Source organism: Brevibacillus brevis (assembly GCF_900637055.1).
In the GTDB taxonomy this organism is placed as follows: domain Bacteria; phylum Bacillota; class Bacilli; order Brevibacillales; family Brevibacillaceae; genus Brevibacillus; species Brevibacillus brevis.
Genome location: NZ_LR134338.1, coordinates 5695001 through 5707864 on the forward strand (window position 1 = coordinate 5695001; position 12864 = coordinate 5707864).

General features: G+C 49.4%; 13 protein-coding genes (1 of these 13 running past the window's edge). 4 read left to right on the forward strand and 9 right to left on the reverse strand.

Translation table 11 applies throughout. The features are described from left to right. Both groL and groES read right to left on the reverse strand, forming a co-directional pair. Positions 1-1312: the 5' portion of a chaperonin GroEL gene (gene groL, locus EL268_RS27595; protein ID WP_047074052.1), read on the reverse strand. Its footprint begins 320 nt before the window's first position; 1312 of the gene's 1632 nt are visible here — the first part of the coding sequence; it begins with the start codon at positions 1310-1312; its stop codon lies beyond the left edge, outside the window. A 55-nt stretch (positions 1313-1367) separates the two neighbouring features. Beyond that, positions 1368-1652, reverse strand: coding sequence for a co-chaperone GroES (gene groES / locus EL268_RS27600; protein ID WP_007721023.1), 285 nt, complete (start codon positions 1650-1652; stop codon positions 1368-1370). Between the two features lie 264 nt (positions 1653-1916). Between groES and EL268_RS27605 the strand changes: the two genes are divergently transcribed. Then, positions 1917-3236, forward strand: a complete 1320-nt coding sequence (locus tag EL268_RS27605) for a CAP domain-containing protein (RefSeq protein ID WP_106652710.1) — start codon at positions 1917-1919, stop codon at positions 3234-3236. A gap of 66 nt (positions 3237-3302) precedes the next feature. On the opposite strand, the gene EL268_RS27610 is transcribed toward EL268_RS27605, so the two are convergent. From EL268_RS27610 to EL268_RS27635, 6 genes are all read right to left on the reverse strand, one after another. Beyond that, the gene (locus tag EL268_RS27610; protein WP_106652709.1) at positions 3303-3722 is read right to left on the reverse strand and encodes a hypothetical protein; all 420 of its coding nucleotides are present in this window, start codon (positions 3720-3722) and stop codon (positions 3303-3305) included. Between the two features lie 105 nt (positions 3723-3827). Beyond that, positions 3828-4604, reverse strand: a complete 777-nt coding sequence (tatC, locus tag EL268_RS27615; protein ID WP_047074049.1) for a twin-arginine translocase subunit TatC — start codon at positions 4602-4604, stop codon at positions 3828-3830. A gap of 21 nt (positions 4605-4625) precedes the next feature. Next, positions 4626-4991, reverse strand: a complete 366-nt coding sequence (tatA, locus tag EL268_RS27620) for a twin-arginine translocase TatA/TatE family subunit (protein ID WP_106652708.1) — start codon at positions 4989-4991, stop codon at positions 4626-4628. 61 nt (positions 4992-5052) lie between these two features. Further along, positions 5053-6054 (reverse strand): molybdopterin-binding protein, encoded by a 1002-nt coding sequence (locus EL268_RS27625; protein WP_016740771.1) that lies wholly within the window; start codon positions 6052-6054, stop codon positions 5053-5055. Beyond that, complete coding sequence (locus tag EL268_RS27630) at positions 6048-6563, reverse strand: MogA/MoaB family molybdenum cofactor biosynthesis protein (protein ID WP_106652707.1); 516 nt, start codon at positions 6561-6563, stop codon at positions 6048-6050. Before EL268_RS27630 ends, EL268_RS27625 begins: the two co-directional genes overlap by 7 nt. Positions 6564-6694: 131 nt before the next feature. Beyond that, positions 6695-7273 (reverse strand): 5-formyltetrahydrofolate cyclo-ligase, encoded by a 579-nt coding sequence (locus tag EL268_RS27635; protein WP_106652706.1) that lies wholly within the window; start codon positions 7271-7273, stop codon positions 6695-6697. A 107-nt stretch (positions 7274-7380) separates the two neighbouring features. Here EL268_RS27635 and EL268_RS27640 point away from each other — a divergent pair, with 107 nt between their 5' ends. Then, on the forward strand, positions 7381-9315 hold the full coding sequence (locus EL268_RS27640; protein ID WP_106652705.1) for an ABC-F family ATP-binding cassette domain-containing protein: 1935 nt from the start codon (positions 7381-7383) through the stop codon (positions 9313-9315). An 8-nt stretch (positions 9316-9323) separates the two neighbouring features. Here the strand turns inward: EL268_RS27640 and EL268_RS27645 are convergent, their stop codons facing one another. Continuing rightward, on the reverse strand, positions 9324-11561 hold the full coding sequence (locus tag EL268_RS27645) for a hypothetical protein (RefSeq protein ID WP_106652704.1): 2238 nt from the start codon (positions 11559-11561) through the stop codon (positions 9324-9326). Between the two features lie 243 nt (positions 11562-11804). On the opposite strand from EL268_RS27645, the gene EL268_RS27650 reads away from it, so the two are divergent. Together EL268_RS27650 and EL268_RS27655 are read left to right on the forward strand one after the other, a co-directional pair. Then, complete coding sequence (locus EL268_RS27650) at positions 11805-12386, forward strand: sigma-70 family RNA polymerase sigma factor (RefSeq protein WP_106652703.1); 582 nt, start codon at positions 11805-11807, stop codon at positions 12384-12386. Then, complete coding sequence (locus EL268_RS27655; RefSeq protein ID WP_106652702.1) at positions 12358-12858, forward strand: DUF3600 domain-containing protein; 501 nt, start codon at positions 12358-12360, stop codon at positions 12856-12858. Before EL268_RS27650 ends, EL268_RS27655 begins: the two co-directional genes overlap by 29 nt. The last annotated feature ends 6 nt before the right edge of the window (positions 12859-12864 follow it).

The window sequence follows — 12864 nt, forward strand, 5'->3', positions numbered from 1 at the left end:
GTACACCTACAGCCTCTTCGCCACCTACGTTGATCGCTTCAACCGCTTTGATTGCGTTGATCAAAGTAGTACCACCACCAGGTACGATACCTTCTTCTACTGCTGCGCGAGTAGAGTTCAGAGCGTCCTCGATGCGGAGTTTTTTCTCTTTCAGTTCGGTTTCAGTAGCTGCACCGACTTTGATTACTGCTACGCCGCCAGCCAATTTAGCCAAACGCTCTTGCAGTTTTTCACGATCGAAATCGGAAGTAGTATCTTCGATTTGTTGACGGATTTGCGTTACGCGGCTCTCGATGGAAGCCTTGTCGCCAGCACCTTCAACAACAGTTGTGTTTTCTTTTGTAACCACGATTTTGCCAGCGCGGCCCAGTTGCTCCAGCTTAGTGGATTTCAGGTCCAGACCCAGCTCTTCTGTGATTACTTCGCCGCCAGTCAGAGCAGCGATGTCTTGCAGCATAGCTTTGCGGCGATCGCCGAAGCCAGGAGCTTTAACTGCTACAGCTGTGAAGGTACCACGCAGTTTGTTCACTACGAGAGTAGCGAGCGCTTCGCCTTCAACATCCTCAGCAATGATCAGGAGTGGTTTGCCGCTTTGTACGACTTGCTCCAGTACAGGCAGAACTTCCTGGATGTTGGAGATTTTTTTGTCAGTGATCAGGATGTAAGGGTTGTTCAGAACCGCTTCCATCTTGTCAGTGTCAGTGATCATGTAAGGGGAAGCGTAGCCACGGTCAAATTGCATACCTTCTACTACTTCCAGCTCTGTTACGAATCCTTTGGATTCTTCAACAGTGATTACGCCATCTTTACCCACTTTTTCCATTGCTTCAGCGATCAGGTTACCTACTTCTTGATCGTCAGCGGAAATCGCAGCTACTTGCGCGATAGAGGATTTGTTCTCAACCGGCTTCGCGATGGATTTGATTTCTTCTACAGCTGCACGAACTGCTTTTTCCATACCACGGCGGATAACCATTGGGTTAGCGCCAGCAGTTACGTTTTTCAGACCTTCACGGATCATAGCTGCAGCAAGTACAGTTGCAGTTGTTGTACCGTCACCAGCGATGTCGTTGGTTTTGGTAGCAACTTCTTTAACCAGTTGCGCACCCATGTTTTCGTAAGCATCTTCCAGCTCGATTTCTTTCGCGATCGTTACACCGTCGTTTGTGATCAACGGAGAACCGAATTTTTTCTCAAGAACCACGTTACGGCCTTTTGGACCGAGGGTTACTTTAACCGCATTTGCCAAAGTTTCAACACCGCGGAGCATGGAGCGGCGAGCGTCTTCAGAGAATTTGACTTGTTTTGCCATCTAAACTCAACCTCCTGTTATGTGTTTATTCGTTCGACTTCCTATGTTAAGAGCCTTAACCGATGATCGCGAGGATATCGGATTCGCGCAGCACGAGGTATTCCTTGTTGTCTACCTTTACTTCAGTACCAGCGTATTTGGAGAAGATTACTTTATCGCCTTCTTTTACTTCCAAAGCGATGCGCTCGCCGTTGTCAGCAACACGGCCAGAACCTACTGCGATTACGCGGCCTTCTTGCGGTTTTTCCTTTGCAGAATCAGGCAAAACGATACCGCTTGCAGTCGTTTCGTCTTTGGAGATAGCTTCGATTACCACACGGTCACCCAATGGCTTAAGCACTAAAAACACCCTCCTCAAAAAATGTAGGTAAACAAATTTACGTTGTTAGCACTCGACTGTTATGAGTGCTAACACCCAATTCCTATAATAATGAATCACTATGTACTTTGCAAGTAGTTTCCCTCACTTTTTTCCATTTGCAACTGCTTGACTCCTCTTCCTCCTATTAAATTGCATTCTCTAGCAAAAAGGTTCTAGTATTCGGACACGCTCATATAAATGAAACATAGAATCAGGCAAGCTCGCCAAGGAGGGAATTGTTCCATGCACAAATGGCTCTGGATTGGCTTAATTGCCCTGGGAGTCTTGGGAATCAGCCGTCTCTTCACTTCGGATACTACTTCCTTTATACGGGTCAACCTTAACCCAGCCTCCATCTATTGGGATGGCCGTGAAATCGTCGAAAGTGAAAAGCCCGGGTACTACACGGAGGAAGGCAAGGTAATACCAGCCTCCTTAGAATACAAAGGAACGCTATATGTACCTCTGCCCATGATCAGTCGCCACTTGAATAAGCCTATCGGTTGGGACGAAACTTCTCAAACCGCTTGGGTCGGTCAACCTCCTGTATTCTCCGTCGGACAGCCTGAAAAACAGACTACACCCGATGCAGTCCCGGCCTCTCTGCCGCTTCCCCAAAATCCTGCAACGAACAAACCACCTGCAGCACCCATTCGAGAGGAGAAGCCTAACACGATTTTTGACATAGGTCTCGGCATGTCTTCTGAGGAAGTATACAAGCTATTAGGTGAGCCTGCCCGCAAAGAGCCAAGCAGTCTCGGCTATCAATGGTGGGTGTACAATCGCGAGCCTGCCCGCTACATTCAAGTCGGCATCGCAAATGACAAAGTCGTCGATGTGTATTCGCTCGCTCCGACAGCAAAGCTCGGAAACATCGGCGTTGGCACCAGCCAGCAATCACTCGAGCGTCAGATGGATGTACAAAACATTGTTTCTTTCTCTTTTCAGGGGGCCCATATCCAGATTACCAATCAAAAGCAGCAACGCCCTCTTGTCATGAAAGACGGCACTCCCTACATGTATTACTTGGACAAGCAAAATGGCAACAAGGTCACCGCCGTACGTATGATGGATACGCAAATGCTGTTGCGCGGCAGTTTTTACGAAACGAAGTGGACCTATCAAGGCCAGGCCCCCAATTTTGATCCCCCGCCGCTTCGTGTCGGTGAACGAGAGCAGGTCAATGCAGCATCTGAGCGGCAAATCCTCGATCTGGTCAATGTCTCCCGCTACCGATACAAGCTTCCGCCCCTTCAATGGAACGAAAAAGCTGCCGATGTGGCACGAAAACACAGCATGGACATGGAGGGCAACAATTTCTTCGATCACATCTCTGCGACTACCGGGAGTAATCCTTTTGACCGCATGAAAAGTGCATCTCTCGCTTACAGCATGGCCGGAGAGAATATTGCAGCAGGCTACACGGATGCTATCGAAGCCCATGAAGGCTGGATGAACAGTCCAGGCCATCGCAAAAACGTACTTGAAAAAGGCTTCACCCAGTTAGGAGTGGGCGTATATACAGACTACTTCACCCAAACCTTCCTCACTCCCATGAAATAATCGAAAGCCCGGTTTCGTCGCTTTTTATGGACGACCGGGCTTGTTTTTGCAAGAAGGAGCGCCACTTTACGGCAATTTCACCTGCTCCCTCAGATGGTCAACTTTTTCGGTAAACTCCACAACGACCGTTTCGTATTCTTTCGTGTGCAGAATCAGCCACGGACGACGCTCCCCTTTTTTTGGCATGATAACAAACATCTCTGCAATCATCGCATCGAGATTCGCGGATTTTAGCTTTATCGGCTTTGGGGGGACTAGCGGAATTTTTACGATCATGGCGGAATCCAACGATGGATTAAACTCCAAGACCCGCCCACTCACACTCTGCAAAATCTGCTGGGCTTCCTCCTGAAATCCAGCTGTATTTTCAAAGCTAGCCACAACGCGCTGCTTGTCCGTATCAAACAGTTCGATAGGCTCCCCCAGCCCGGCGGCATTCGCAGTACTCCCAGAAAAGAGCAACGCCAAACATACGATCAGCCACAATATTCAGCACCTCCCGGATCATAACGTCTGTAGTATTTCCCAATTTCTGCTGGAATACCAAAAAAGTCCTCTGCCACTCAGGACAGAAGACTTTTCTCATGCTCGTTATTGAACGGGTTCGTTTGTTTCCAAACTGCCGTATTCTTGTTCCCACGCTTCTTGTTCTTTTAATTGCTTGCGATAAACAACGCGGGATAGCCAAATGCTCAGCTCGTACAGCAGCAGCAAAGGGATAATCACGAGAATATCGCTGACAATCTCAGGAGGCGTCAAGGTGATTCCGACGACAGCCAGTGCAAAGTAAGCGTAGCGTCGTGCCTTTGCCAGCCTCATTGGATTGAGGATGCGCAGTCTCGTCAGGAACATGACGATAATCGGCAGCTGGAACAGTATCCCGAACGGAATGACCATATTAAACATAAAGCCAAAGTATTGCGCGATTCCGTAGTTCGGGTCTGCGCCCATCGACGCTGTAATACTGGTCATAAACTGCATGACCATCGGGAAAACAACGTAATAGCCAAACAGGATACCAACGATAAATAGAAAACAAGCCGCCGGGATGAAGTAAAGCGTCCCCCGCTTTTCCTGTACTTCCATCCCCGGAGAAACAAAACGCCAAACGTGATAAAGTGCTACAGGCAGTGTGATGACAGCGCCCACAAGGAAGGCAACCTGCATGTAAACACGAAGTGCGTCTGACGGATGCAACGAGACAATGGGCACGCCATCCGCAATCGGTTCTTGCTTTAAATAATCCACGAGTGGACCGGCGAGGAAAAAACCGACGATCAATGCGACAATAAACACGGCCAGCACCCATATGATGCGCTTGCGCAGTTCCGTCAGGTGTTCTACCACTGTCATTTCCTGATCCTTCATGGTAACCACCAACCTTACCTGTTACGCGTTCTTCTGCTCTTTTTCCATTTGCAGGCGCTCTTGCTCCAGCTTTTCGCGGATTTCTTTTTCCAAGCGCTCGCGTTCCATTTTTTCACGAACTTCGCGTTCAATTCGCTCCCGCTCCGCTGCTTCCTTCTCAGCGACAACCGGCGCTGTTTTGGCAGACGCTTCTTTGGAAGCTAGCTCTTTGCGCTTTTTCTCCTCATCGTCTTCTTCATCGTCGCTTGTCAGACTACGTGTAGCATTTTTGAATTCTTTCAAAGTATGACCTACCGCACGCCCCAATTCTGGAAGCTTTTTCGGACCAAAAAGCACCAAGGCTAAAACTAAAATTAAGATTAATCCAGGAATCCCGATTGAGCTCATACTTGTTCACTCCTTTTTCTTGTGAAGTCGTTTGCTTTTCGTTATTTGCCAGTCTAACCAGCTAGCACTTTCGTAAACCACCATATCCGAGTCTTGTCATATCGGAAGCCACAATTCGCTCCCCAGCCAAAATGCGCGGCAAAAATACATCAAAGGAAGTAAACGTTTCATGCATGACCGCTCCCGGCAATCCGAGAATCGGCACTTCGCCTTTGTAAGCAACCATCAGCATGGAGCCCGGCAGCATCGGTGTACCGTAACGCACTACTTCCGCTCCTACTCCTGCAATCGCTCCCGGCGTGCGGTCATCTGGATCGACAGACATGCCCCCCGTGACCAGGATCAGATCGACCCCTTCATCGAGGAACGAGTGAATCTGCTGTTCGATCGCTTCCTTGTCATCTGGCGCAAAACGCTGGTCTACGACAGTAGAGCCGAGAGCTTCCACCTTGTTTCGAATGACAGGACCGAACTTGTCTGCAATCCTGCCAGAGAAAACTTCTCCCCCGGTCGTAACAAGTCCCACTCTTTTATCCTGAAACGTTTTTACTTGGACAATCGGTTCGTCAAACTGTTTGGCCAGCTGCTCCAGCTCGATGATTCGAGACTCTTCCATAATTAACGGGATGATTCTCGTAGCCGCCAATGTATGTCCCGGATGCACGACCTGATCGCCGTAAATCGTGGAGAACGCAATTCCTTCAAGCTTGTTCAAAGCATGGACAGCTTCCTCGTTTATTTTGGCTAAACCTGTTCTCGCGGCCTTCATCGACACCTTGCCCTCATAAGGAGGCGTCAAGGTCAAGCCTGATCCAGAAACAGCCTTCGCGATTCGAATGCCCGCTTCTTCCTCATGGATGTAGCCTTCTGGCATCTCCAGCACATAAATATGCTCTTTGCCAATGGACAACAGCGGCTCAATATCCGCTTCGGTGACAACATGTCCTTTTTTAAACAAGCGCCCTTTGAATTCTCCAGGCAAAATTTGCGTCATATCGTGAGGAAGCATCATTCCGATCGCTTCACGCACTGGCACTTCCCGCATCTGAGGTTTTTCTACCAATGCAATCCTCCCCAATCTTCGTTTGCTTCTCCCGTCCCTTGCAAAATGTGCAAAGCGTCGGACAGCATATCGCCAATCGCATTGAAACAGATTTCTACGCCTCTCGGATTACCAGGGAGGTTGATAATCAACGAATTACCCCTGGTTCCCGCAACTGCACGTGTCAGCATCGCACGGCGGGATTGCTTCAAACCAGCACGGCGCATTTCTTCGGCCAAGCCTGGGACTGGTCTGTCAATGACCCACGCTGTCACTTCTGGCGTAACGTCACGCGGGCTAAGTCCTGTGCCACCCGTAACAATCAACAGATCGCATTTTTCGCGGTCTACGAGCTCAATCATATGTTCTTGCAAATCTTCCATATCATCACTAACGGCACGGTATACAGCGACATCTACTTGAAGCCATTCCCTTGTCAGATGACGAACGATTGGCATACGATCGTCCACACGATCTCCTCTGGCAATCGAATCACTTGCAGAAATAACGCCTACCTTCCATTTGCTCACGATACATTCCTCCGGTTTCTCATTCGATAGTATTGTACACTTTTCTGTCAAAAACGTCTCGTCGTTTTTCCTTGGGGGATAGCACCATTCGCGACAGTAGAAGGCATGTAAAAGCTGCTGACACAAAACATTCAAAAATGCAGAAGACCTTTTTCGGTGACAACTGCATTCAGCAAAACATCATGAGACTCTAGGGGCACATGCTCCACGACCTGAATAGAGAAGCCGACTCCAACCAAGAACGGGAGCTTTTTCAGCGTTGCCAGAAAACGGTCATAATAACCACCGCCATACCCCATTCGCCCGCCCTTGCTGTCAAAAGCAACGCCTGGAACAATGATCGCATCCAAGTGTGATACGTCCGCTTCCTCTGCCAAGGCAGGGTCTGGCTCCCAAATTCCGTAGACTCCCTGCTTTAGCATTTCTGGGCCTGTATACCGATAAGGAATGAGACGTCTCTCGGCAATGTTTGTGAGCGGCAGCCATATGTCTTGGCCTCGCTTTTTTGCCTCATGTAGAAAGGGCAGAATATCCAGTTCATCTCCAAAAGGATGGAAAGCCATGATTGCTTTGGCATCAGCCAGCCTTTCATGAGACAGCAAATGATCGCATGCCTCTCTGGAAAACTGCTCCCGTTCCTTTGCAGACATGGATTTGCGTCTCTCCAAAATATGGCTTCGCAGCTGTTTTTTATTCGTTTTTTGGTCCATGACAACCTCTTCCCTCTTTCATAACGTGCTTGGGACATTCCCACGAGGCTTGTCCCATGCGCTCTCTCTAGGCTACACTGGCATTAGTATATAAAGAGGTGAATCCGATGATTTTGCTACAAGCTGAACATATAGAAAAAACGTATGGTATCGAAACCATTCTACAAGACATCTCCCTGCAAATTCAAACCGGGGAACGGGTTGGCCTGGTTGGCGTAAACGGTGCAGGCAAATCGACTCTGATGAAGATCCTCGCCGGCGAGCTAAGCTACGACAAAGGAATTATCCGCATCCCAAAGGATGTAACCCTTGGGTATTTGGCACAAAACAGCGGTCTTGAATCGGAACGATCGATTTGGGATGAGCTGTTGAGTGTTTTTTCCCATCTGCAAAAAGAAGAGCTGGAGCTTCGTGAGCTCGAGGCCAAAATGGGCGATCCGGCTATACTGGCTGATGAGAAGCGTTACCAGCAACTGTTGGAAAATTACTCTCACCGCTCGGAGGCCTTTAAGGAAAAGGGCGGCTACAGCTACGAGGGTGCGATTCGTGGAGTATTGCACGGCCTACGATTTGCGGACTTCGATTACACGACGCCGATCCGCACATTGAGCGGCGGACAGAAGACTCGTCTGGCACTTGCCAAGCTGCTGCTCCAATCTCCGACCATTCTCCTGCTCGATGAGCCGACGAACTACCTGGACATCGAGACGCTGACTTGGCTGGAGACGTATTTGCAAAACTATCAGGGCGCCATTCTCGTAGTCTCCCATGACCGTTACTTCCTGGACAAGCTCGTGACCGTTGTCTATGAAATCGAACGGACACGTGCTACCCGCTATGTCGGTAACTACAGCCGCTTCCTTGATGAAAAAGCGGCTCGGCTCGAACAGGATTTGAAGCGATTCGAAAAGCAGCAGGAAGAGATCGCCAAGCTGGAGGATTTCATCGCGCGAAACATCGCTCGGGCTACGACGACCAAACGAGCACAGAGCCGGCGCAAGACGTTGGAAAAGATGGACCGCTTGGACAAGCCGATTATGAACAACAAATCCGTCCACTTCTCCTTTGATGTGGCGAAAATGAGCGGCACCATCGTGATGAAGGCAAACAACGTTGCGATTGGCTACCCGGATGCTGTTCTTTCTCAGGGCCTTACGTTTGAAATCGAACGCGAAGAGCGTGTGGCCTTGGTCGGTCCCAATGGTATCGGGAAATCGACGCTGTTAAAAACGATTGTGGAACAGTTGCCTAAGCTGCGCGGCGATATTCATTTCGGAAGCAATGTAACAATCGGGTACTACGACCAGGAGCATCGTAACCTGAACGAACGGAATACAGTTCTCGGCGAAATTTGGGATGAATATCCGAACATGCTGGAAAAGGACGTCCGTACCTTGCTCGGCAACTTCTTGTTTAGCGGTGATGATGTACAAAAGAAGATCAGCGACCTTTCTGGAGGAGAGCGTGCACGCGTCTCCCTCGCAAAGCTCATGTTAAAGCAAGCAAACTTCCTGATCTTCGACGAGCCGACGAACCACTTGGATATTTTCAGCAAGGAAGTGCTCGAGAACGCCCTCTACGATTATCCGGGTACGATCCTGTTCGTCTCCCATGACCGTTACTTCTTAAACAAGATTGCCACACGCGTCCTAGAGCTGACAGGTGATGGCGTGACCAGCTATTTGGGTAACTACGATTACTTCGTGGAGAAAAAGCAGGAACTGGAAGAGCTCGCAGCCGAACAAGCAGCGCAGCCCGCAAAAAAACAAGGCGGTACCGTAGCGGCACAGCCTGAGAAATCCTCTTATGAGCTAGATAAGGAAGCGAAACGTCGTGAGCGTCAACGTCAGCGCCGTTTGGAAGAGATTGAGGTCTCGATCCAAAAACGAGAGGCTGACATTGTCAGATGGGAAGAAGAACTCTGTCTCCCGGAAATTTATAGCGATCATGTGCAGGCAAAAGAACGCAACGATCAAATCCAGGCTGCCAAAGAAGAGCTGGAGCAGTTGTATGACGAGTGGAGCGCGCTATCAGAGGAGTAGTCTCCTCTTCACGTAGAACAGCGCTCCTGCGCAGGCTCCTCCAAGGCGGCATAGAGAGCAGGAATCACCAGAAAGGTAGTGCAGGTGGCTGCTGTGACGATGCCTGAGTCATTGAGGATCAGCCCAGCCAGTGCACCGGCAATGACACCAGCAAAGCCTTTGATCAAGTAAGGCGCGTCCTTCGCCAGATGGTGCAAAAAGCGGTCGTTTTTCAAGGTGAGAACGCCTAGAGCAATCAGGGAGACGACAAATGCTTTGCTCCAAATGGAAACACGAATCAAACGGAGATTCATCGCCAGCTTGCGTTCAATCATCTGCCCTACCTCGGACCATTCCCCATGTACAATCTGCTGAGAAAGCCGTCCGACATGGGTCAAGGGCTGATCTGACATGAGACTGATCGCCATCAAACTGCATACACCCATAACCAGGCCGCCTGCCAACAGCAGGAGGCCTTTTTTGCCGATTCGCCAGCCCTCAAGCCGTGACAATGCCACGGAAAAACCGATCAGCCCCGCAAGAAAACCCCCTGCATCTGTTCCTAGGCTCGGTGCCACCATGTAGTACAGCACGACACTGAATATGGCTGCGGAGACAGCAGGCAACCATTTATTTTCCCGACCTAGCTCCTTTTGTCCCCCACGCATTCTCTCGTACAGCGAAGCCACAAGTATGATCGTACTGCCGATCAGGACCCCTTCGTATTCATTTCCTAGCCCGTAAAACCTCGCTCCGATTACCGGATCATACCCGAGGTACGATTGCCGCATCAAATGCGAGCCAGTCCATCCGTCCACCAGCAGAATGGCTGTCGTGACTCCGCTAACCGTCATCACGATTCGCGAGAGAGCATGAGCTTCCTGCCAAAAAGCTGCGATCAAGGCAGTCATGATCAGTCCCCCCAAGACAACCGCGCCAGAAACCTGCCAGTCGAGCAGGCTCTCTGCCAAAAGCAATGCGGGAAACCACAATAAAGCCAGCAGCGCCAGACGTATTCCTCTACGAAGCCACAAAAGGCCTGCCCCTTCTCTCTTCCGCCCAAACCACCAGAGAACGACCGCACATCCTACAATGACAATCTGCAGCATGACGTAGGTATAGAGCACTGCTGGCCGTGTCGCATACGTATGATGAATTTCACCTACCTGATTCTGAAGGGCAGTGAGACCCTTCCCTTTTTCGATACGTATGACATGACCAGCCAACCCGTTTGGTACGGGTACATCCAGCCAAGACAGTATGCTTGGTACCATATCCAGTCCACTGACTAATCCCGCTTGCCTCGTGGTAGCTGATGTCAAAACTCCACTCGCTTTCTCTCCCCAAATGAACACGGGAGATAAGAGAGCCTTTTCTTTTGTCGCCACATGATTGACGGCTGGCGATGCCAATACAATGCGTTGGTGTGGTTTACGTTCCACAAGGAGCTGGTTAAGGAAAAGGGACAAGTCCCGCAAAACACGCTGATACTGCCAGGAAAACTGACCTGGGTCCATATCCGTACCCAACTGGTATAACCGGGATAAATCTGAGAGTTGAGCAATAATCAAGCCCGCTTGACGCTCGCTGTGGATTTTCTCAAGCAAGTAAGCGTAGTTTGTCTTGATCCCGTACGGATAGCCACGAAGGAGCTCCATGCTTTTTGTAGAAATGTCCCCTGTCGGAACCCTTCCTTGCTGATCCATTGCAAATAGAACGGCATGTCTCTGCCGGGTATCCTCATAGTCACCGTTTCCATATAAAGCAACCGGAATGTGGTTTGCAGCAAGCACCGTTCCAAGAAGCCCAATTTGCGCAGAATACGGTTTCTCCCGATTATCTGCCAAGAGCCGGAAAATACCCGGAAAAATGATCGAGGAGCGCGCCACCTCCTGCGCCTGATCACTGCCCAGCTCTTGCGCCCGTTCACCGGCTGTTTCCCTGGACGAGAGCGCTTCATACGGATGATAGCCTGTCCCGCTCTTTTCAGAGTAAAGCGCTTGACCGCCGCTCCCCATGAGCAGGTAGCCGTTCGCGGCCGTTCGCGATCCGGGTGTTCTTATGGACAGAGCCCCAGCTCCTGCACCATCCAACCATTTATCCACAGTTGATAACTTTTTGAGCTGCTCCAGATCATGAAACGACATCCCCTCCACAAACAGCATGATGACTTGTTGTTTTTCCTTTGCTATCAATGGATTTCCTATATTTGTAGCCAGAAACAATATCAGGAATGACAAGCAAATCAACGCGAGTTTCTTTCTCACGAGTCTCCCTCCTGTTGATAACTCGACTTTTTTATCCACATTTTCCACAGAACAATCCACAGAGCACATGCGGTTTTCCCGGTCATTTTCTCGTGTTATCACCAGTATTCACAGGAGTCTATGTGAACAATCCAGAAAGTTATCCTATGATGTGGATAAATCATAGTAGAGGGACGGAAACAACTGAACCTTTTTGCCTCTGTTAGCGAATATAGGGATGTAATACGTTCTGGAGGGGCCCCCATGAATGATAAAGAGTTGCTCCCTTGGCTGGAAAAAATGCTGACGGGAGACGAAGCAGCTTTTCGCGTCGTTTATCAAGCTACGCACACCGATGTTCATCGTACGATCGCTTTTCTTGTCTACAACAAACAAGACATCGAAGACATAGTGAATGAAACCTATATTCGTATGTGGCGTTCTTTTCACACCTATGATCAGAGTCGGCCGTTTCGCTTTTGGCTTCACGGGATCACCGTCCGTCAGGTGCAGGACTGGAAAAGGAAAGCTTGGCGAAGAATACGGCTCTTTGAACGAAACCGCCTTATGCACGATGAGCAATTTGATTGGGCAGATTCCACAGTGATCAAATCTGAGACACAGCTTGAATTGCTCGGAGTGGTTCGTACACTTTCGTACAAGTTACGCCTAGTGGTCATTCTGCGCTATTTTCACGATTATGCTCTGGATGAAATCGCCGAGTTGCTGCAAATCCCGCTCGGTACCGTGAAATCCAGGCATCATCTGGCACTGAAGGCACTACGCAAGCATTGCGAATTATCGGGAGGAGACTCTTATGTCCATAGACAAACAACTACGCGATGAGCTTCTTCAACATGCTGAATCGTTGAAAACCCCACCCGAAATCGAGAGTCGTGTGTACCTCTCCTATCAAAATGACTTCTTGCAAAAGAAAGGGAGATTATTCATGAAAAAACGTTTGGTAAGTGGAATCATAGCAGTGGCTATCCTGATCCCAACTGCGGCCCTGGCTACTCCTTATTTGGCTGATCAAATCTTCGGGTCATCGCAAACCATCATCGAGCGTGGTGGCACACAGGGGGATTATCAGGAAATCGAGAAATTCTTTCAGGAAGCGAAAAGTAAGCTGACTGAAGAAGAGTACGCGGAGTTTTCGGCGATCATGAAGCAACTCATGGATCTGAAAATAAAGATTACGGATGAAAACGGGGTCATGCACGAGGATCAGCTGACTGCTGAGGAACGGAAGCAGTTTGAAGAGATACTCCCCCAAAAAGCTGCACCCTTTTTCGAAAAGGTGCGTGGCGACAAGTAACAAAAA